18 protein-coding genes are annotated in these 20055 nt (G+C 65.1%); 11 read left to right on the top strand and 7 right to left on the bottom strand.

Features of this window, described 5'->3' with window-relative positions:
* Positions 1 to 14 precede the first annotated feature (14 nt).
* Both MPSD_RS11940 and MPSD_RS11945 read right to left on the bottom strand, forming a co-directional pair.
* The gene (locus MPSD_RS11940; protein WP_036426663.1) at positions 15 to 1355 is read right to left on the bottom strand and encodes a lipase family protein; all 1341 of its coding nucleotides are present in this window, start codon (positions 1353 to 1355) and stop codon (positions 15 to 17) included.
* A 356-nt stretch (positions 1356 to 1711) separates the two neighbouring features.
* A complete protein-coding gene (locus MPSD_RS11945) occupies positions 1712 to 2419 on the bottom strand; it encodes an NUDIX hydrolase (RefSeq protein WP_036426662.1) in 708 nt (235 codons plus the stop codon).
* A gap of 47 nt (positions 2420 to 2466) precedes the next feature.
* Here MPSD_RS11945 and nadA point away from each other — a divergent pair, with 47 nt between their 5' ends.
* The 3 genes from nadA to nadC are packed head-to-tail and all read left to right on the top strand — an operon-like array spanning position 2467 to position 5953.
* The gene (gene nadA / locus MPSD_RS11950) at positions 2467 to 3525 is read left to right on the top strand and encodes a quinolinate synthase NadA (protein ID WP_086084715.1); all 1059 of its coding nucleotides are present in this window, start codon (positions 2467 to 2469) and stop codon (positions 3523 to 3525) included.
* On the top strand, positions 3522 to 5096 hold the full coding sequence (locus MPSD_RS11955; protein WP_020787703.1) for an L-aspartate oxidase: 1575 nt from the start codon (positions 3522 to 3524) through the stop codon (positions 5094 to 5096). The genes nadA and MPSD_RS11955 overlap by 4 nt, the downstream gene beginning before the upstream one ends.
* On the top strand, positions 5096 to 5953 hold the full coding sequence (gene nadC, locus MPSD_RS11960) for a carboxylating nicotinate-nucleotide diphosphorylase (RefSeq protein WP_020787702.1): 858 nt from the start codon (positions 5096 to 5098) through the stop codon (positions 5951 to 5953). Before MPSD_RS11955 ends, nadC begins: the two co-directional genes overlap by 1 nt.
* 61 nt (positions 5954 to 6014) lie before the next feature.
* Here the strand turns inward: nadC and MPSD_RS11965 are convergent, their stop codons facing one another.
* Positions 6015 to 6425, bottom strand: coding sequence for a nitroreductase family deazaflavin-dependent oxidoreductase (locus tag MPSD_RS11965; RefSeq protein ID WP_086084714.1), 411 nt, complete (start codon positions 6423 to 6425; stop codon positions 6015 to 6017).
* Positions 6426 to 6536: 111 nt separating this feature from the next.
* Between MPSD_RS11965 and hisD the strand changes: the two genes are divergently transcribed.
* Genes hisD through hisI form a run of 8 tightly spaced genes read left to right on the top strand, consistent with a single transcriptional unit; the run spans position 6537 to position 12940 of the window.
* Entirely contained in the window at positions 6537 to 7853 is a 1317-nt protein-coding gene (hisD, locus tag MPSD_RS11970) for a histidinol dehydrogenase (RefSeq protein ID WP_086084713.1), read from the top strand.
* Positions 7850 to 8998: a histidinol-phosphate transaminase gene (locus MPSD_RS11975; protein ID WP_086084701.1), complete on the top strand. Its 1149-nt coding sequence runs from the start codon at positions 7850 to 7852 to the stop codon at positions 8996 to 8998. The genes hisD and MPSD_RS11975 overlap by 4 nt, the downstream gene beginning before the upstream one ends.
* Positions 8995 to 9627, top strand: coding sequence for an imidazoleglycerol-phosphate dehydratase HisB (hisB, locus tag MPSD_RS11980; RefSeq protein WP_011739705.1), 633 nt, complete (start codon positions 8995 to 8997; stop codon positions 9625 to 9627). The genes MPSD_RS11975 and hisB overlap by 4 nt, the downstream gene beginning before the upstream one ends.
* Positions 9624 to 10256, top strand: coding sequence for an imidazole glycerol phosphate synthase subunit HisH (gene hisH / locus MPSD_RS11985; protein ID WP_036426660.1), 633 nt, complete (start codon positions 9624 to 9626; stop codon positions 10254 to 10256). Before hisB ends, hisH begins: the two co-directional genes overlap by 4 nt.
* Before the next feature lie 11 nt (positions 10257 to 10267).
* Positions 10268 to 11002: a bifunctional 1-(5-phosphoribosyl)-5-((5-phosphoribosylamino)methylideneamino)imidazole-4-carboxamide isomerase/phosphoribosylanthranilate isomerase PriA gene (priA, locus tag MPSD_RS11990; RefSeq protein WP_015356001.1), complete on the top strand. Its 735-nt coding sequence runs from the start codon at positions 10268 to 10270 to the stop codon at positions 11000 to 11002.
* Positions 11003 to 11008: 6 nt separating this feature from the next.
* Entirely contained in the window at positions 11009 to 11821 is an 813-nt protein-coding gene (locus tag MPSD_RS11995) for an inositol monophosphatase family protein (protein ID WP_012394147.1), read from the top strand.
* Between the two features lies 1 nt (position 11822).
* Positions 11823 to 12608: an imidazole glycerol phosphate synthase subunit HisF gene (gene hisF / locus MPSD_RS12000; RefSeq protein ID WP_015355999.1), complete on the top strand. Its 786-nt coding sequence runs from the start codon at positions 11823 to 11825 to the stop codon at positions 12606 to 12608.
* Entirely contained in the window at positions 12605 to 12940 is a 336-nt protein-coding gene (gene hisI, locus MPSD_RS12005; RefSeq protein WP_011739710.1) for a phosphoribosyl-AMP cyclohydrolase, read from the top strand. Before hisF ends, hisI begins: the two co-directional genes overlap by 4 nt.
* A gap of 122 nt (positions 12941 to 13062) precedes the next feature.
* On the opposite strand, the gene MPSD_RS12010 is transcribed toward hisI, so the two are convergent.
* The 4 genes from MPSD_RS12010 to cphA all read right to left on the bottom strand — a co-directional run bounded on the left by MPSD_RS12010 (position 13063) and on the right by cphA (position 19481).
* Positions 13063 to 14154 (bottom strand): succinylglutamate desuccinylase/aspartoacylase family protein, encoded by a 1092-nt coding sequence (locus MPSD_RS12010; protein ID WP_015355998.1) that lies wholly within the window; start codon positions 14152 to 14154, stop codon positions 13063 to 13065.
* Positions 14155 to 14158: 4 nt separating this feature from the next.
* On the bottom strand, positions 14159 to 14503 hold the full coding sequence (locus MPSD_RS12015; protein ID WP_020787698.1) for a hypothetical protein: 345 nt from the start codon (positions 14501 to 14503) through the stop codon (positions 14159 to 14161).
* 21 nt (positions 14504 to 14524) lie between these two features.
* The gene (locus MPSD_RS12020) at positions 14525 to 16567 is read right to left on the bottom strand and encodes a cyanophycinase (protein WP_020787697.1); all 2043 of its coding nucleotides are present in this window, start codon (positions 16565 to 16567) and stop codon (positions 14525 to 14527) included.
* 178 nt (positions 16568 to 16745) lie between these two features.
* Positions 16746 to 19481: a cyanophycin synthetase gene (cphA, locus tag MPSD_RS12025; RefSeq protein ID WP_036426659.1), complete on the bottom strand. Its 2736-nt coding sequence runs from the start codon at positions 19479 to 19481 to the stop codon at positions 16746 to 16748.
* Positions 19482 to 20055: the final 574 nt, after the last annotated feature.

Raw genomic sequence — 20055 nt, forward strand, 5'->3', positions numbered from 1 at the left:
CACGGTGGGCGGCCTTACAGCGGGCGGCGATGAATCTTGCGTCCGGTGATCATCTTGGCGGCGATGACGGCCAATCGTGCCATGCCCGCATAGGTCATCGGGTTGAACATCGTCGGCCACGTGGTTCGAATGACGTGTTCGGTCAGCGGCAGGCCTGCGAATCGGTCGGTGAGCCAGCGCAGCGTCATCGGGGCGGACAGCGGGTGCAACATCATGTGCTCGTTGAAGGCATCCCGGTGGTAGGTAACCCTGGCACCACCCGTCGAATAGGACTCGGCCAGCGTGTCGATGTCATCGACGGAGATGAGATAGTCGTGGACGGCCTGCACGATCAACACCGGGGGTGCCGGCACGGCGGCGCCCAGTTTGATGTCGTCGAAGACGTGCACAACTTCTGGTGTGGACAGAACATCTTCGAGCGGCTCGTCCAGGTAGTGGCCCAAGTCGTTGTTGGCCATCCGGATGACCGCTTCGGCGGTGGTCATCTGCTCGAGCCGCTCGAGCAACTCGATCCCATCTTCGTTGGCATGTTGTTTGATCACCCGGTCCAGCCCCGGGTAGACGTGTCCGAGGGCGGCCACCACCATTGCGGGCAGGCCCGCAAGCAGGGTTCCGTTGAGCCGACGGAAGGTATTACCCAGGTCGCCGACCGGCGAACCCAGCACGGCTCCGACGATGTTGAGCTCAGGCGCGTACTCGCCGCACATTTCGGCAGCCCATGCGCTGGCCAGGCCCCCGCCCGAGTAGCCCCACAATCCGATCGGCGCCGATTGCGGCAGCGCCAGACGTTCGGCGCTCAGGGCCGCCCGGATACCGTCCAGGACCCGGTAGCCCGGCTCGTAGGGCGTTCCCCAAAGCCCCCGGACACCCTCGTGGTCAGGTACTGAGACCGCCCACCCCTCGGCAACGGCGGCGGTGATCAGCAGCAGCTCCAACTGGGTCAATGAGCCGATCGCTTTGGCTCCGCGGCGCAGCGCGTAGGAGGGAAAGCAGCGCGAGGACATGGCGTCGATCGCGCACTGGTAGGAGAGCAGCGGGTAGGTCTGTCCGGGCGCAACTTCGGCGGGAAGAATCACCGTGGTCACGGTGGCCTCGGGATTGCCGCACATGTCCGTGGTCCGGTACAGCAGTTGAGTGGCGGTGATGGACTGCGGGATCAAGCCCAGAAACGCCAGCTCGACCTCGCGCGAGCGCAGCACGGTACCCGGTTCGGCATGGTGGTAGCCGGCGGGCGGGTCATAAAACGGATCGTCACTCGGCAGCAGGGGACGTACCTTGCGCTGCAGTTCCTCATGCGGCGGCCGGCCGATCCATTCGGCGGCGCGCGCGTCTGCCAGACTGCCGAGCTTCACCATTAAGGCTCCCTTCATGGCCTTCGGCATTCTCGCGCACGATCCATCCCGAACCAGATGGGATGGCAGCGCAGTAAGCCAGTTACGGTTCTGTGCCGGCAGCCGAACGGCGCCAGCATCTCTTAACGAACTCTTAGTAGTCTCATACAAGCTACAGGATTCAACCGCGAAATTGACATTGACATGGCGTGGTCCCGGTCACAATTTGCACCGGGCTTGGATCGGCAATGTCGGTTGTTTCGTAACGGCACCCTGGGGCCCGCCAAAATGCCACTACAGGCTGGGTATTTGGAATCGGGCTCGGGTATTTGGCGGTGGCGAAAAAATGGTGGTTGATCGCGGTCTCAAGCCGGCCGGCCTCAGCCTGGAGGGCGCAGCGCCGCGAACTCGTCGGTGACTCTGAGCTGGGAATCGGTAAACCTGTACATCGCTGCGGGGCGGCCGCCGCTGCGGCCGGACTGCGCGAAGGTGCCGGTCTGGGTGATCACCTTTCGGCGGGCCAAGACTCGTTGCAGATTCGTCGTATCGACCTGATAGCCCAGTGTCGCGCCGTAGATGTCGCGCAACGTGGAGAGTGCGAATTCTTTAGGTGTCAAGGCAAATCCGATATTGGTATACGACATTTTCGCCACCAGTCGAGCGTGGGAGTGGGTCACCATCGGGCCGTGGTCGAATGCCATCGGGGGCAGTGCATTCACCGGATGCCAGCGCGTGTCGGCCGGCAGCTCGGGGGTGGCCGGGGAGGGGACCAGGCCGAGGAATGTCGACGCGATGACGCGGGTGTCGCCCGGCACCCGGTGCGGATCCGAGAACACCGCGAGTTGCTCTAGGTGGGACAATTCGCGCAGGTCAACTTTCTCCGCGAGCTGGCGACGCACCGAGGTGGTCAAGTCCTCGTCGCTGCGCAGCCGCCTGCCAGGTAGTGACCAGGCGCCTTTCTGTGGATCTTGCGCACGTTGCCATAGCAGCACGTTAAGCTGCGGTTTCCCCCCTCGAGATGCCGCTGTGATCTGGCGAACCTGAAAGACCGCAGCCAGAACTTCATGAGCGGTGTTACTATTGGCCATGTTTTCGATTGTAAGTCGAAAACCTCCTGGGCGTGAAAGGAGCTGCCGTGACGGTCTTGAATCGCATGGACACGCTCGCTTGTGACGTGAGTGGTATGACCGACCGCATCAGCGATTCGCCGCTGGGCTACGTCGGGGTCGACGGTGACCAACAGTGGGCCGCAGAAGTTCGCCGGTTGGCGCGGTTACGAGGAGCTATGCTCCTGGCGCACAACTACCAGCTGCCGGCCATCCAAGACGTAGCCGACCATGTGGGGGACTCGCTGGCGCTGTCGCGCATCGCCGCCGAGGTGCCCGAAGGCGCCATCGTGTTCTGCGGGGTGCACTTCATGGCCGAGACCGCGAAAATCCTGAGCCCGAACAAGACGGTATTGATTCCCGATCAACGAGCCGGCTGTTCATTGGCCGACTCCATTAGTCCCGACGAATTGCGGGCCTGGAAAGCCGAGCACCCGGGTGCTGTCGTTGTCTCTTACGTCAATACCACCGCGGAAGTGAAAGCGCTCGCCGACATTTGCTGCACCTCGTCGAACGCCGTCGACGTGGTCGCGTCTATCGATCCGGACCGCGAGGTGCTGTTCTGCCCCGACCAGTTCCTGGGCGCCCACGTGCGTCGCGAGACCGGCCGCGAAAACCTGCACGTCTGGGCCGGTGAATGTCATGTGCACGCTGGGATCAACGGCGATGAACTCAGTGAGCAAGCTCGCGCCAACCCCGATGCTGAACTCTTTGTGCACCCCGAGTGTGGGTGCGCCACCTCTGCGCTCTACCTGGCCGGAGAAGGTGCCGTCCCCGCGGAGCGGGTAAAGATCCTGTCCACCGGCGGGATGCTCGACGCGGCGCACGAGACCCGCGCGCGCAAGGTGCTGGTGGCCACCGAGGTCGGGATGCTCCATCAACTGCGCCGGGCCGCACCGCAGGTCGACTTCCAAGCGGTTAACGACCGGGCGTCATGCAAGTACATGAAGATGATCACTCCCGCAGCCCTGCTGCGTTGCCTGGTCGAAGGGGCCGACGAAGTTCATGTCGATCCCGACGTGGCGGCAGCGGGCCGGCTCAGTGTCCAGCGGATGATCGAAATCGGCCAGCCCGGTGGTGGCGAATGAGGACGAGTCCCACTTGGCGGGATGCGGCCGACGTCGTCGTAATCGGCACCGGTGTGGCCGGTCTGGCCGCCGCACTGTCCGCTCATCGTGCTGGCCGCAGCGTCGTCCTGCTCAACAAGGCCGCCGACACCGTTGGAGCCACCGCAACCCACTACGCGCAGGGCGGCATAGCGGTGGTACTGCCGGGTGGCGACGATTCGGTCGATGCGCACGTGGCCGACACCGTGACCGCGGGTGCCGGGCTGTGCGATCTCGAAGCCGTGTACTCGATCGTCGCTGACGGGTTCCGCGCGGTGACCGACCTGGTCGGCGATGGTGCGAAGTTCGACGAAACATCAACCGGTCGTTGGGCTCTCACGCGTGAAGGTGGGCACTCGCGGCGGCGCATCGTGCATGCCGGAGGCGACGCGACCGGTGCCGAAGTCCAGCGCGCACTCGATCAAGCCGCTGGTTTGCTGGACATCCGCGCCAGCCACGTGGCGTTGCGAATACTGCACGACGACACCGCGGTAACGGGAGTGTTGGTGCTCAACCCGAACGGTGTGGGCATCATCAGCGCGCCGTCGGTGATCTTGGCCACCGGTGGGCTGGGGCAGTTGTACAGCGCGACCACCAACCCCGATGGCGCCACCGGTGACGGAATCGCGCTGGCGCTATGGGCCGGCGTCACGGTCAGCGATCTCGAATTCATCCAATTCCACCCGACCATGCTGTTCGACGGGAGCAGTGGTGGCCGTCGTCCGCTGATCACCGAGGCAATTCGCGGCGAAGGCGCGATATTGCTTGACCGGCAGGGCCGGTCGATTACCGCCGGTGTTCACCCGCTGGGAGGCTTGGCGCCTCGTGATGTGGTGGCGGCGGCCATTGACGCGCGGATGAAGGCCAACGGAGATCCATGCGCCTACCTGGACGCGCGCAGCATCAAGGGTTTCGAGTCGCGGTTCCCGACCGTCACCGCATCGTGTCGGGCGGCTGGCATCGATCCCGTTCGGCAGCCGATACCGGTGGTCCCGGGAGCCCATTACAGCTGCGGCGGCGTCATTACCGATGTGTACGGAAACACCGAGCTGCCAGGCTTGTTCGCGGCAGGTGAGGTGGCCCGCACCGGCATGCACGGCGCCAACCGGCTGGCGTCCAACAGCTTGCTCGAAGGGCTGGTGGTCGGTGGCCGGGCCGGCAAGGGCGCGGCCGCGCATGCGGCGGCCGCCGGGCTTGCGCACGCGACGATGCCCGAGCCGATTGCGCATACCGCGCCCCGCCGTGATGACCTGCAGCGGGCGATGAGTCGGGACGCGTCGGTGGTTCGCGATGCGGCGGGGTTGCACCGGCTGGCCGAGATGCTGGACGGGCCGACTCGTGGCATTGCCGACCGCAATGATTTCGAAGACGTGGCCCTGGCGCTCGCCGCCCGCGTCGTGGGTGCTGGCGCCCTGGCGCGCAACGAAAGTCGCGGTTGCCACCACCGCGCCGAGTACCCGGACGTGGTGCCCGAGCAGGGACGCGGCATCGTGGTCCGATTGGCTGGCGACCAGGACACGGTTTGTGTGGAGGCGTTGGCGGCGGTGGGTTGATGACGCTTACCGATCAAGAACGCGACGCGGCGCGCGAGACCATTCGGCGCGGCCTCGACGAGGACCTCCGCTACGGGCCCGATGTCACCACGATCGCGACGGTGCCGGCTGATGCGACCGCGACGGCGTCAATGGTTCCCCGGGAGGCCGGAGTGATCGCCGGGGTGGACGTCGCGCTGATGGTGCTCGATGAGGTCATCGGTAAAGACGGCTATCAGGTGCTCGGCCGTGTCGACGATGGCGCCCGGTTGCAGACCGGCGAGCCGGTGCTGACGATCCGGGCGCAAACGCGAGGTCTGCTGACCGCCGAACGCACCATGTTGAACCTGGTCTGCCACTTGTCGGGGATCGCGACGGCAACGGCAGCCTGGGTAGAGGCGGTGGACGGAACGAAGGCCAAGATTCGCGACACCCGCAAAACCCTGCCCGGCCTACGGGCCTTGCAGAAGTACGCGGTTCGCGTTGGCGGCGGAGTCAACCACCGGCTCGGTCTCGGCGATGCCGCGCTGATCAAAGACAATCATGTCGCCGCCGCCGGATCGGTGCTTGAAGCATTGCGGGCCGTGCGGGCTGCGGCGCCCGATCTGCCCTGTGAAGTCGAGGTTGACTCCCTCGAACAGCTTGACGAGGTACTGCCCGAGAAGCCCGAACTGATCCTGCTGGACAATTTCCCGGTTTGGCAGACCCAGACGGCGGTGCAGCGGCGGGATTCGCGAGCACCCACCGTCTTGCTCGAGTCCTCGGGCGGGCTCAGCCTTGACACCGCGGCGACCTATGCGGCGACAGGTGTGGACTACCTCGCAGTCGGTGCGCTGACCCATTCGGTGCGGGTGCTCGACATCGGTTTGGACATGTGAGCCCTGGCTGACGGGATCATCCGCGCGCCGACGCTGCCGTTGCTGTGGCAGCGTGCGGGCCTCAGGCGATATCCGCGACGAATACTCCGATGCGGCGCAATTGCACACGCGCCATCATCGGCAGCTCATCGCTTTGGGAGCCGGCCGGCAGAATTCGCGGATTGACGATGTGCACCTGACGGCGGGCAAAGAAAACATCGGCTTCGCCCGCGGCCAGAACGTTTTTCACCAAGTCGGTTTTTCCGTGATCCAGCGCAATGGCCAACACATTGCCCTTGCGGTACACCGTCACGATTGTCTTGTACGGTTTGCCGGATTTGCGGCCCTGGTGGGTGATAGTGGCCGTACCCGGAAGGTAGCGCGCAATGGGTTTGAGTGCGGGATTGATGTATTTGATCTGGAAACGCTCGAACCAGGGCGGGAATACCATCGGCACGCCGGGAGCGTTGTTCGGGTGGTCCTTTGCCGACATGTTGGCTCCCTTTCGCAAGTGCGTACCTGGGCGGCTCTACCGGCACTGTACCGGTCGGAATTCGACTTGAGTTGCTCTGGGACAATGGTTGGCGTGAGTACACCGCGTTCACTGTTGGCCCGTGTTGACCTACGGGGAGCAGAGTTGACTGCCGCCGGGTTGCGGGCCGCTCTACCGCGTGGCGGAGCCGACGTGGAGGCGGTCTTGCCGAAGGTCCGGCCGATTGTGGCGGCGGTGGCCGAACGCGGGGCGCAGGCCGCGCTGGAATTCTGTGAGTCGTTCGACGGGGTGCGGCCCGCGGCCGTCCGGGTGCCCCAGGCCGCGCTGGCAGCGGCGCTGGACGAGCTCAGCCCAGACGTTCGCGACGCGCTGCAGGTGATGATCGAGCGGACCCGGGCGGTGCACGCCGATCAGCGCCGAACCGATGTCGTCACGACGCTCGGCCCGGGAGCTACCGTGACCGAGCGTTGGATCCCCGTCGAGCGAGTCGGTTTGTACGTGCCGGGGGGCAACGCGGTCTACCCGTCCAGTGTGGTGATGAACGTGGTGCCCGCGCAGGCGGCGGGGGTGGATTCGCTCGTGGTCGCCAGCCCGCCCCAGGCCAGCCATGGCGGGCTGCCGCATCCGACCATTCTGGCCGCGGCCCGCCTGTTGGGAGTCGACGAGGTATGGGCGGTCGGAGGGGCACAGGCGGTTGCCTTGCTGGCCTATGGCGGCACCGACGTCGACGGTCACGAGTTGGCGCCGGTCGACATGATCACCGGGCCGGGCAACATCTACGTCACGGCCGCAAAGCGGCTGTGCCGTTCGCAGGTAGGCATTGACGCCGAAGCGGGGCCGACCGAAATCGCGATCCTGGCCGACCACACAGCCGACCCCGCACACGTTGCCGCGGATCTGATCAGTCAGGCCGAGCACGATGAGATGGCTGCCAGTGTGCTGGTTACCTCGAGTGAGCACCTCGCCGATGCCACCGATGCCGAACTGGCTGCTCAGTTGGCGACGACGGTGCATCACGAGCGAGTGACAACCGCGTTGGGGGGTCGCCAGTCGGCGATCATCTTGGTCGACGATCTCGATGCCGGCGTCAAGGTGGTGAATGCCTATGCGGCTGAGCACCTCGAGATCCAGACCGCAGACGCGCCACAAGTCGCCAGCAGGATACGTTCGGCTGGCGCCATCTTCGTTGGGTCGTGGGCGCCGGTGAGCCTCGGTGACTACTGCGCGGGGTCCAACCATGTGTTGCCGACCGCGGGATTTGCGCGGCATTCCAGCGGCCTGTCGGTGCAGACCTTCCTGCGTGGCATCCACGTTGTCGACTACACCGAGGCGGCTCTCAAAGACGTGTCGGGGCATGTGCTTACCCTCGCCAAGGCCGAAGATCTGCCGGCGCACGGGGAAGCGGTAAGGCGGAGGTTCGAACGATGACCAGCGCGCCCCGGCCACGGCCCACCCTGGACGATCTGCCCTTGCGTGAGGATCTGCGTGGCAAATCGCCTTACGGAGCGCCACAACTGGCGGTTCCGGTACGTCTGAACACCAACGAGAACCCGCACCCGCCCACTCAGGCGCTCGTTGACGATGTGGTGCGTTCGGTGGGGGAGGCGGCGGTCGACTTGCACCGTTATCCCGACCGCGACGCCGTGGCCCTGCGTACCGACCTCGCTAATTACCTGACCGCCCAGACCGGTACCCGCATCGGCTTCGAGAACGTCTGGGCCGCAAACGGTTCCAACGAGATTCTGCAGCAACTTCTGCAGGCATTCGGCGGGCCGGGCCGCACCGCCATCGGTTTCGTCCCCTCGTACTCGATGCACCCGATCATCTCCGACGGCACTCACACGGAATGGGTCGAGACAGCCAGGGCCGATGGCTTTGGCCTTGACATCGACGCTGCCATCGCCGTCGTGTCCGACCGCAGACCGGATGTCGTATTCATTACCAGTCCCAACAACCCCACTGGACAGAGCGTTTCGCTGACGGAACTGCGCAGGCTGCTCGACGTGGTCCCGGGCATTCTGATTGTCGACGAGGCCTACGGCGAGTTTTCCTCGCAGCCCAGCGCGGTGGGATTGATCGAGGAGTACCCGACCCGGCTGGTCGTCACCCGCACCATGAGCAAGGCGTTCGCGTTCGCCGGCGGGCGGCTCGGCTACCCGGTGGCTACGCCGGCATTGATTGATGCCTTACTACTGGTGAGGCTGCCTTACCACTTGTCGTCGGTAACTCAGGTGGCAGCGCGAGCCGCGCTACGGCACGCCCAGGACACCCTGGGCAGTGTCGCGACGTTGATCGCCGAGCGTGAGCGTGTGTCAAAAAAGTTGGCCGGCATGGGCTTTAGGGTGATACCAAGCGATGCCAACTTTGTGTTGTTCGGCGAATTCGCCGATGCCCCGGCCGCCTGGCAGCGATACCTCGACCAGGGTGTCTTGATCCGTGACGTTGGGATACCCGGCTACTTGCGGGCAACTACCGGGCTGGCCGACGAAAACGATGCGTTTCTGCGGGCGAGTGCGCGGATTGCTGCCACCGACCTGGCCCCAGCTGCAGCAAGCCCCGTAGGAGCACCATGACAGCCACCGAAACAGGCACCGCCGTCCGTCGGGCGCGCATCGAGCGGCGCACCCGCGAATCCGACATCGTCATCGACCTGGATCTGGATGGCACCGGACAAGTCGACGTCGACACCGGTGTGCCGTTCTTCGACCACATGCTCACGGCGCTGGGCAGTCACGCCAGCTTTGATCTGACGGTGCGTACCAAGGGCGATGTTGAGATCGAGGCGCATCACACCGTCGAGGACACCGCGATTGCGCTGGGCCAGGCGCTCGGGCAGGCCCTGGGTGACAAGAAAGGCATCCGGCGGTTCGGAGACGCCTTCATTCCGATGGACGAGACACTGGCCCACGCCGCGGTGGACGTGTCCGGGCGCCCGTACTGTGTGCACACCGGAGAGCCGGATCACCTGCAGCACACCACTATTGCCGGGAATTCGGTGCCTTACCACACCGTGATCAACCGGCACGTGTTCGAGTCGCTGGCCATGAATGCCCGGATCGCGCTGCACGTTCGGGTGCTCTACGGTCGCGATCCACACCACATCACTGAAGCGCAGTACAAGGCTGTTGCCCGGGCGTTGCGCCAAGCCGTCGAGCCGGATCCTCGGGTATCGGGCGTGCCGTCCACCAAAGGCGTTCTATGAGTGGCACGCCGTGGCCAAAATCGGTGGTCGTGCTCGACTACGGTTCCGGCAATCTGCGGTCGGCGCAGCGCGCCTTGCAGCGGGTTGGTGCCGACACCGTCGTGACCGCCGACGAGAAGGCTGCGATGGCCGCGGACGGACTGGTGGTGCCGGGGGTTGGCGCGTTCGAGGCTTGTATGACCGGTCTGCGCAAGATCGGCGGTGAACGCATCATCGCCGCGCGGGTTGCCGCGGGGCGCCCGGTGCTCGGAGTCTGCGTCGGCATGCAGATTCTGTTCGCCCGCGGGGTGGAGTTCGGGGTGGAAACTCAGGGGTGTGGCCTGTGGCCGGGTGCCGTTACCCGGCTGGACGCCCCGGTGATCCCGCACATGGGCTGGAACGTCGTGACCGCTCCCGCGGACAGTGTGCTGTTCAAAGGCCTGGAGCCCAAGGCCCGGTTTTATTTCGTGCACTCCTATGCCGCGCAGCGCTGGGAAGGGTCGTCCGGAGCCCGATTGACATGGGCCACCCATCAGGTACCTTTCCTGGCCGCGGTCGAGGATGGCCCGCTGGCCGCAACCCAGTCCCACCCGGAGAAGAGCGGGGACGCCGGTGCGGCCGTACTGAGCAACTGGGTAGAAAACTTGTGAAGGAAGAGACTGTGCCATTGATATTGTTGCCCGCTGTCGACGTGGTCGAGGGTCGCGCCGTGCGATTGGTCCAAGGCAAGGCCGGCAGTGAAACGGAATACGGTTCGGCGCTGGATGCCGCGCTGGGTTGGCAGCGCGACGGCGCGGAGTGGATTCACCTGGTCGACCTCGACGCCGCATTCGGCAGAGGGAGCAACCGCGAACTACTCGCGGAGGTGGTGGGCAAACTCGACGTTGCGGTAGAGCTATCCGGGGGTATTCGCGACGACGACTCGCTGGCCGCGGCACTGGCAACCGGTTGCGCCAGGGTGAACCTGGGTACCGCGGCGCTGGAAAACCCACAATGGTGCGCCCGGATGATCGCCGAGCATGGTGAGAAGGTGGCGGTCGGACTCGACGTCCAAATCGTGGACGGCAAGCATCGACTGCGCGGCCGGGGGTGGGAAACCGACGGCGGTGATCTGTGGGAGGTGCTGCAGCGCCTGGATAGCGAAGGATGTTCACGCTACGTCGTCACCGACGTGACCAAAGATGGCACGTTGGCAGGCCCCAATCTCGAACTGCTGGCAGGTGTGGCCGGTCGTACCGAGGCGCCGGTGATCGCATCCGGCGGTGTTTCCAGCCTGGATGACTTACGTGCGATCGCAACCCTGACGGGCCAGGGGGTCGAGGGTGCCATCGTGGGTAAAGCGCTCTACGCCGGAAGGTTCACCTTGCCGCAGGCGCTGACCGCGGTACGGGAGTAGACCGCAATGGATTTGGCTGCACGGTTGGTCACCTTGGTTGAGCAGGCGTCGGCAATTTTGGATGCCGCGGTGCCGAGGTTCCTCGGCGGCCACCGTGCCGATTCGGCAGTTCCCAAGAAGGGCAACGACTTTGCCACAGAGGTGGATCTCGCGATTGAGCGACAAGTCGTTGCGGCGCTGGAAGCTGCTACCGGAATCGGGGTACACGGCGAAGAATTCGGTGGTACCGATGTGGATTCGCCCTGGGTTTGGGTGCTCGACCCGGTCGACGGCACTTTCAACTATGCCGCCGGCTCGCCGATGGCCGCTATATTGCTGGGCCTGCTGCACGAGGGTGAACCGGTGGCCGGCCTGACCTGGTTACCGTTCATCGGCGAGCGCTACACCGCGGTGGCAGGTGGCCCGTTGCTGAGAAATGGCCTCCCGCAGGCATCGCTGGCTCCCGCGAAGTTGTCGGAGAGCCTCATGGGTGTAGGCACATTCAGCGCCGACTCCCGGGGCCGTTTTCCGGGGCGTTATCGGCTTGCGGTGCTGGAGAACCTCAGCCGGGTGTCGTCGCGGTTGCGTATCCATGGGTCCACCGGCATCGACCTTGTTTATGTAGCCGACGGGATCCTAGGCGGTGCAATTAGTTTCGGTGGTCAGGTTTGGGATCATGCTGCGGGAGTCGCGCAGGTGCGGGCCGCGGGAGGCACCGTCACGACCTTGACCGGTGATCCGTGGACCCCAACCTCGCGTTCGGTGCTGGCCGCGGCGCCGGGAGTCCACGAAGAGATCCTTGAGATCGTGCGTAAGACAGGCGACCCGGAGGACTACTGATATGTACACGGATACCGGCCTTGCGGTGCGCGTCATCCCGTGCCTGGATGTTGACGCCGGACGGGTGGTCAAGGGGGTCAATTTCGAGAATCTGCGGGATGCGGGCGATCCTGTGGAGCTTGCGGCCGCATATGACGCCGAGGGAGCCGACGAACTTACCTTTCTCGACGTCACCGCGTCGTCGTCGGGCAGGGCCACCATGTTGGAAGTGGTGCGCCACACCGCGGAGCAAGTGTTCATTCCGCTCACGGTTGGCGGCGGGGTGCGTACCGTGGCTGATGTCGATCTATTGCTACGTGCGGGGGCCGACAAGGTTTCGGTGAACACGGCCGCGATCGCTCGCCCTGACCTGCTGGCCGACATGGCAACGCAATTCGGGTCCCAATGCATCGTGTTGTCCGTGGATGCGCGCAAGGTGCCGGTTGGCTCAGCCCCGACACCTTCGGGCTGGGAGGTCACTACTCACGGCGGCCGCCGCGGCACCGGTATCGATGCCGTGGAATGGGCCGCCCGCGGCGCCGACCTTGGAGTAGGGGAGATCTTGTTGAATTCCATGGATGCTGACGGCACCAAGGCGGGATTCGACCTGGCAATGTTGCGCGCGGTTCGCGCGGCGGTCACGGTTCCGGTGATCGCCAGCGGCGGCGCCGGGAACGTGGACCATTTTGCTCCCGCTGTTGCCGCCGGCGCTGACGCGGTATTGGCGGCCAGTGTCTTTCACTTCCGGGAGCTGACGATCGGCCAGGTCAAGGCCGCGATGGCCGCAGAAGGGATCACCGTGCGATGACTCTTGACCCAAACGTCGCCGCCCGCCTGAAGCGCAACGCCGACGGATTGTTCACCGCCGTGGTCCAGGAGCGTGGCAGCGGGGACGTGTTGATGGTCGCCTGGATGGATGACGATGCTTTGGATCGGACCTTGAAAACCCGTGAAGCAACCTACTATTCGCGATCTCGCGGCGAACAGTGGGTCAAGGGAGCGACCTCTGGACACACCCAGTATGTGCACTCCGTGCGGTTGGACTGCGACGGTGACACGGTGCTGCTCACCGTCGATCAGGTGGGTGGGGCCTGCCACACGGGTGACCACACCTGCTTCGACGCCACCGTGCTGCTTTGAACGGGGAAGGTGCCGCCGAGCCGAAACAGCAGCGGCCAGCCTTCCGACGAACAGTGAAGTGACGCACGGGAAGTGAAGGCCCGCCGGATCGGGCTGCCGCGACACATTCCGCGCGACCTGCATCAATCCGAAAGTAAATTGCCCTTTCTACCCTCCAGCGGAATCTCGCCCGCGATCTTGCCGATCACCCGTCCCGGCCAGGCATAAGGCTGGCTATGGCGAGCAAAGAGCCGCCCGTCGGTCTCGGCCCGCAATTCCGTCTCCTCGCCAAGCGGATCGATCACCGTGGCGACGAGATCGCCCTTGCGGACCAGATCTCCCAGCCGGCGGCGATAGGCGACGAGCCCCGTGACCGGCGAGCGCAGCTGCGCCATGGCCGTCAACGCCGTGGCGCGGCAGGACAAAGCCGGCTGCCCGCCCGGCCCATCGACAAAGCCGCGTCCGGCCAACATGCGCAGCAGCGCCATGGCTTGATCGGCGGCACGTTCGGGATCGACATCGTCATTGCAGCCCATTTCCAGCGTGGCGGCCAGGCAGGCCGGCGGAATGGGCAGACCGGGATGGTTCGCGGCCAGCGCCCACCACGGACCGGCGCAGGCCTCATCGAAGGGGCGACCGCCCGACACCTCTGCCAGAAGCACTGCTCGCGCATCGATCGCGGCGGCGATGTCCTTGGCCGCCGGCCATAGCGCCGGGCCGACATACATGTGCGGCTCAGCCTCGTTGTCGGCGTGAAGATCGAGCACGAGGTCGGCGTCATGGGCGAGCGTCAGCAATCTGTGGCGCAGCTGCGCCAAGGCTCCATCCGGGGGGATCGCCGCAAGCCGCGCGGACATCGCGGCCCGGATCGTTTCGACGTTCGCCGCCGCGTCCGGTCCCAGCGACAGGCTTGGAAGGTCTGACAGATCGGCATAGTTCCGGTTGAAGTTTTCCCCGGTGCCGCTTTCGAGCCGACCGAACAGGAAGCTGGTTTCGGTCTGTGTCAGGCCGATCGGGTTTGCCTGCGGCACCAGCAGGATTTCACCATGGACCGCGCCGCGAGCTTCCGCTTCGGCCAGATGCCCGGCCAGAATGCGCAAGACCAGCATGCCGGGCAACTCGTCGGCATGCAGGCCGGCCTGCAAATAGGCTTTCCTGCCCGTACCCGCCGCACCGAAGCTGAGCACAGTCAGTCGATGTGGCGAGCCCGGCAGTTCGTGGGTCTGGCGCAGCACGTTCTCACTCCGTCGGCGGAGCAGCCGGCTCACCGGTCGGAAGCACGAACACCTCTGTCTCGAAATAGGCCGCGCAGGCGGCATGCAGGCGATCGTTCAGCTTGCCTTCCGTCGCCAGCGCCCCTGCGATCAAACGATGACCGGGGGGCATGTCGCGCAGTTCGATTCCCTGCACATCGAGAAAGTTCGTCACGCCGGCCTCACCCAATTCCGGCAGCTCCATGGCGACCTCGATGACGGCGAGCGCCGAGGTGTAGCGCGGCCCTGCGGCGGCAATGACGGGGGCGTTTGCAGCCGCTTTCTCCGTATCGGAAAGCAGTGTGGTCAGGGTGGTCCCATCGAAATACATGTCTGTCCTTTCTATTGATTTTCATCCGTGCCGATCACGGATGCTTTCGATATCGAGATGGCCGGTGCCATCATCGTGTGAGCGATAGCGCAAGGCAATATGCGCTTCGTGTGTGGCACCGGGCGCGGTTACCGGGCCGGCATCGCCAACGCAATCCTTGATCAGTGCGCCCACCAGCGTGTCCAGCGCGGCGGCGGACGCGGTGGCCGGCGCCGCCCGGGTGACGGTCCCGGTCACCATATCGATGACATCCCCTGGACCGGCAAAACACAGCTTGGTGTCGGGTGCGATGAAATCGTCCCCAGCCAGCTCGGTCTTGAGCGGATCGAGCTCGACCAGGACGGCGCCGCGCGCGCCGATCGCGGTGAGTTGGGTGTTGTCGTGGTTGGCGATGACCCCGCTGTCTTCGAGAAGACCGAGTCCGAAGCGCACGCTTTCCTCGGCGCAGGCGACGGCGAGGCGGCCGAGACGAAGCGAGGACGACAGTTTCTGGTCGACGATGGCGGCGCCGAAAAACCCCAACCCTTCCTGGATCACCAATCCGTGCCGTCCCATATCCGAGGCGATGCCGAAGCGCAGCGCCTCGTAGGACGTGCCGCCTCCGATCATGAAACCGGACAGCGCCGAGGCGGCACCGCCGACCCCGACGATCATGGCGCCGGCGGCCCGCGCCCGCGCAATGGCGGTCAGCAGCGGCGTGACATCGCCACGGTAGAGCAAGGATTCCACCAGCCTGATCTGGTTACCGCCGGTCAGGATGATGGTGCGCAGGGCGGCGATCTGCTCGACCAACGCTTCCTCGCGCATCCGGCGATCAACATTGTCGATGGTGACGCGCAGATCGGTGGCCTCGACGCCGTGGCCGCGCAAGGCGCCGATGTACTCGCGCGCGGCCGCGTTGGGCTCGGCGGACGCGGCGGCAAGCACACCGACCGGCCCCTCACACTGCGCCGCCAGTTCCGCAAGCAGCGGACTGCCGCGGTCGAGTGGCGCCGAGCCCAGCATCATCATGCGCGCCTGCTGCCCCGACTTCATACCGTAGTCGCGGGACAGCGCCGCCCACCGGTTCTCCGCCAGTTGCGCCGCATTGAGCTGGCGGGTGCGCATGCTGGCCCGAAAATCCACCGCCGTCATGCGGAAATCACGCCCGGCTCCGGGAATGTAGGCGGCCGCACGGCCGCCCTGGCGGGATATTTCGACGCTGGTGGCGGCACCCGCCTTGGGCTCTATCGCGCGCGCCCGATCCGCCGGATAGGCCTCGGGGTCCCCCAACACCAGCCGCGCCGTGAGGTCGTAGAGGGTATAGGCGGCGAAGACGTTGCGAAGCGAGCGGGCGGGGGCCCGGTAGGCGATGTCGCGCTGGGTCACCGGCCGCTTGCTCGGACCGGGGAGGACCTCACCCGTTTCCAGGTCATAGCTGTCACCGTCGTCGGCATAGCTGAAACCGATGTTTTCGATCAGCTTGCGGCGGCGATCGACTTTCGCCTCCTGGAGATGGAGCACGAAGGCGCCATATTCGCCGATCACCCGCGCACTCGTGCCCTCGATGAACAACGCGGTGTTTTCGTCTATGCCGAAGCCGCGCTTGGCGCCGGACGCCTGCATGCCGACGACCAACCGGCCGAATCGGCCGCGTTTGATGAAATGCTGGTCGACCATGCCCCAGGGAAAGAAGCCGAGCCCCGGCTCCAGCAGCATTCCGGGCTCGTCCGGGTCATCGACGACACCGTAGGTCGCAGCTTCCAGCGATGTGCCGCCGGAAATCATCACATCGGACATCATGGCGGCCCCAGCACTCGACCCGGCGACCATCGCACCGTTGAGCTGCGCTGTGCGGATCGCCTTCAGCACCCGGCTTTCCGTGCCCTTCGGCGCCAGCGCCCCGGTGATCAGGGCCTGGTCGCCGCCGGTGAAATAGACGCTGCCATAGTCCTCGACGAGATCGGCGATCGCCGTGTCCTGCGCGGCCGCCACCGCCCCGGCGCCGTAAACCCCGGCCAGGGCGGCATCGAAACCATAGGCGCGAAACACACCGACCGCTTCGGCTCCGACCTCATCAGGCACCGACGAAGCCGTCGGGAAGACGACGATCCTTCCGCCTGCCAGACGATCCTTCCGCCTGCCAGACGGTGCATCTCGTGATAGACGGCGGCATTGTCGTCCTCCAGTCGGCCGCCGATGATCGCCAGTTTCGGGGTGGCGCTCCCACGGTCAGTGAGTGAGATTCTGCTGAGCTGCCGTGTCATTTCGCCGGAACGATCAGCACACCTCGATCATCCGACGTGAGAGCGAAGCCATCGGGAACGTCGAATATGGACGTTGCCAGACGCTTTGCGACGGACTCCGGTTCGGGCGCGGTGAATTTCGGGGTGAAGTGGATGATCTGCTTCCAACAGCGCGTTATCGCCTCGCAGAAGTACAGCACCAAATCGTCGGGCTGCGCCTGCTCGAGCGCCGCGTCGAGGGCCTTTTCTTCCTCTCCGATGATGCTGATCGCGTCGGGCGCGACGCCCTCGGCGATCAGGGCGTCGCGCAACAGCTCGGGCACTTCGTCTGGCTCGCGATCGCGCAGATTGTCGTCGCGGTGGCAGATATAGGTGTCGAAATGGCCGGCGACCTTCGCCGCAATCGCCGTCGCGTCCTCGTCGCGCCGGTCGCCCGGGCAGGTGAGGCCGACGATCCGGCGCCCGCGCGGCTTGAGCCGGTCGACCAGGTCGACCATGGCCCCCACCGCCGCCTCGTTGTGCCCGTAGTCGAGGATCACCCGGAATCCGTGTTCATCGAAGACATTCATCCGGCCTGGACTCTGGAAGAAGCTGTTGTCGAAGGTGCGCAATCCGGCGCTTATCTGATCCAGTGTCTTGCCGAGCGCATAGGCCATGCCGGTGGCGAACATGGCGTTTTCGACGTTGTGTAGTGCCTTGCCCTCCAGAGTCGCCGGGATGAGCTGGGTCCACATCAGCGGCATTTGGGTGCCGTTGTCGTAGATCACGATCTGGTCGCCGTTCACGCCCTGCTCGAGTACGGCCGCAAGCTTGCCGAGCCGGATATGTTCGCGCACCAGTTCATGTTCCGGGTTGCGCGTCACATACATGACCTGCCTGGCGGGCGAGAAGGCCGCCATTTTCAGTGTCTGCTCGTCGTCGGCGTTCCGCACCACCGTGCCGCGCGTGACTTCGGCGACGACGCGTTTCACCCGGGCAAGGTCATCCAGCGTGTCGACGCCGCCAAGCCCCAGATGATCGGACGCGACGTTCAGCACCGCGCCTACATCGCAAAAGTTGTAGCCCAGGCCGGAGCGGACGATGCCGCCGCGCGCCGTCTCCAGGACTGCGATGTCGACCGAGGGATCCCGCAGCACCATCTTGGCGGAGACGGGCCCGGTCATGTCGCCTTTGACGGTCACGTTGCCGTCGATCAGCACGGCGTCGGTCGAGGTCTGCCCCACGACATGACCCGCCATTTTCAGGATGTGCGCCAGCATGCGCGAGCACGTGGTCTTGCCGTTCGTTCCGGTCAAGGCGGCGATGGGAACGCGCGCCTGGGTTCCGGGCGGGAAGAGCATGTCCATGATCGCTCCGCCCACGTCGCGCGGCGTGCCCTCGGAGGGTGCGATGTGCATGCGCAGGCCTGGTCCCGCATTGATCTCGCAGATGCCGCCGCCGGTCTCGCGATAGTTCTTGGTGATATCGGTGGTCAGGAAATCTACGGCGCCGACATCGAGCCCGATCGCCCGGATCGCCCGTTCGGCCATCAGCTTGTTGTCGGGATGGATCGTGTCGGTGACATCCACCGCCGTGCCGCCCGTCGAAATATTTGCGGTCTTGCGCAGATACACTTCCTCGCCCTCGGCGGGGACCGTCTCTGCGGTGTAGCCCTTTTCCTCGAGCAAGCGCGTCGCCTGGTCATCGAGTTCGAGCCGGGTCAGCACGTTTTCATGCCCGACGCCACGGCGAGGGTCCTGATTGACGATATTCACCAGCTCGGCAATGGTGTGGCGCCCGTCGCCCTTCACATGACCCGGCACCCGGCGCGCGGCGGCGGCGAGCTGGCCATTGACCACCAGAAGCCGGTGGTCGTCGCCGCGCAGCATGGTCTCCACCAACACCGCCGATCCCTCGGCATCGGTGGTCTCGAAGGCCTCGGCGATGCCGTCCTCGGACGTGATGTTGACGGTGACGCCCCGGCCATGATTGCCGTCGAGCGGCTTGATAACCACGGGATAGCCGATGCGTTCGGCCGCCCCCACTGCCTCGTCCACGCTGTAGACCAGCTTCTGCCTCGGGGCGGGCAGACCGAGATCGGCAAGGAGGTTATTGGCGAGATTCTTGTCAGAGGCGATTTCGACGGCGATATGCGAGGTTTTCGACGTCAGCGCCGCCTCAATCCGCTGCTGGTACTTGCCCTGGCCGATCTGGATCAGGCTGGCGTCGTTGAGCCGGTAGACCGGAATGTCGCGGGCCTGGGCCGTACGCACCAATTCCATGGCCGAGGGCCCCAGCGAACGCCTGTCGGCATAGGTCAGGAAATCCTCGACGTTCTTGTCGAGGTCGGGAGCCTCTTGATCATCGGAGTCGGCGCGGGCAATGGCCGCGAGCATGTCGCAGGCAACCTCGCCGGCCTCGATACCGATGTCTTCATTGCCATAGCTGTAGAACACCTCGACGATATCGGGATCGTCCGTCGATCTCGACCACGCCAGTGTGCCGTCAATGCCAGCGGCATGCTCGAGCGCCAAAGCCAGCCTTGCGACCAGATCGCCGATGGAAAGCCCCGCGCCGGCGTGCAATGCGGCAACCCACTCGGCATGTTCGAGCGCAAGCCCCGGCAACACCGCTGCCAGTCTGTCGATCACGCCCGCCCCCAGGCCCCTGAGGGTTTCCGCATAGCTCGGCTTGACGTCCACTTGGAGCCGGATTACCGCCTCCAGCGCATGAACGTTCGGACCGACATAGACCGAAATGGAATCGATATTCAATGGGGCATCCTCATCAAGCGTCGGGTGTCTGCACACGAGAACGCGGTCAGACAGAGCCGCGCAACGCAGTGGAGCATAGTCCAACATGCGGAACGCTCATCCGCAGAACCGGAGCATCACGAGGAACCTGGCTCCTTATGGGTGAGGGGAGAGGGTGACCGGCCAACGCCGGCAACCCGACCGGACCGGGGCCGAGTGTTGGCCCGGTGGTCGCCGCCCGGAGAGTCTGGGGCACAGTGTGGCGGTATTCCCGCGCTACCACTGGCAGGCCGCTACAGCGGTTATTGCGGTATCTGGATCGATAACGCCGATCAAACGTGCTCGCTAGTTTTCGCTCGGAAATCCCGACATCGTGGCCCCCGCGCATTCTTGTGTATTGCCTGCGCGAGTCTTGCCATCGGCATGGCGGCGGCAGATTTCATCGCAGGAACCGCCGGTCCTGCTGCGCGGCTTAACTGGGTTAGCCCACGAACCATTCCATTCGACTGTTTCAATTAGTCGGGCCTTCGCGGGTGGGTTGAGCGCAATCGTTCGACAGGCAAGCGTAGCGGTTAGGGCCGACAATCAGCTTGGA

It is taken from the genome of Mycobacterium pseudoshottsii JCM 15466 (genome assembly GCF_003584745.1).
In the GTDB taxonomy this organism is placed as follows: domain Bacteria; phylum Actinomycetota; class Actinomycetes; order Mycobacteriales; family Mycobacteriaceae; genus Mycobacterium; species Mycobacterium marinum.

Coding starts and splice junctions, on each gene's coding strand:
- hisI (WP_011739710.1), top strand. CDS start 12,605: ATGACTCTTGACCCAAACGTCGCCGCCCGCCTGAAGCGCAACGCCGAC.
- MPSD_RS11995 (WP_012394147.1), top strand. CDS start 11,009: ATGGATTTGGCTGCACGGTTGGTCACCTTGGTTGAGCAGGCGTCGGCA.
- hisF (WP_015355999.1), top strand. CDS start 11,823: ATGTACACGGATACCGGCCTTGCGGTGCGCGTCATCCCGTGCCTGGAT.
- MPSD_RS11940 (WP_036426663.1), bottom strand. CDS start 1,355: ATGGTGAAGCTCGGCAGTCTGGCAGACGCGCGCGCCGCCGAATGGATC.
- nadC (WP_020787702.1), top strand. CDS start 5,096: ATGACGCTTACCGATCAAGAACGCGACGCGGCGCGCGAGACCATTCGG.
- MPSD_RS11975 (WP_086084701.1), top strand. CDS start 7,850: ATGACCAGCGCGCCCCGGCCACGGCCCACCCTGGACGATCTGCCCTTG.
- MPSD_RS12015 (WP_020787698.1), bottom strand. CDS start 14,503: ATGTATTTCGATGGGACCACCCTGACCACACTGCTTTCCGATACGGAG.
- hisH (WP_036426660.1), top strand. CDS start 9,624: ATGAGTGGCACGCCGTGGCCAAAATCGGTGGTCGTGCTCGACTACGGT.
- MPSD_RS11965 (WP_086084714.1), bottom strand. CDS start 6,425: ATGTCGGCAAAGGACCACCCGAACAACGCTCCCGGCGTGCCGATGGTA.
- MPSD_RS11955 (WP_020787703.1), top strand. CDS start 3,522: ATGAGGACGAGTCCCACTTGGCGGGATGCGGCCGACGTCGTCGTAATC.
- MPSD_RS11945 (WP_036426662.1), bottom strand. CDS start 2,419: ATGGCCAATAGTAACACCGCTCATGAAGTTCTGGCTGCGGTCTTTCAG.
- hisB (WP_011739705.1), top strand. CDS start 8,995: ATGACAGCCACCGAAACAGGCACCGCCGTCCGTCGGGCGCGCATCGAG.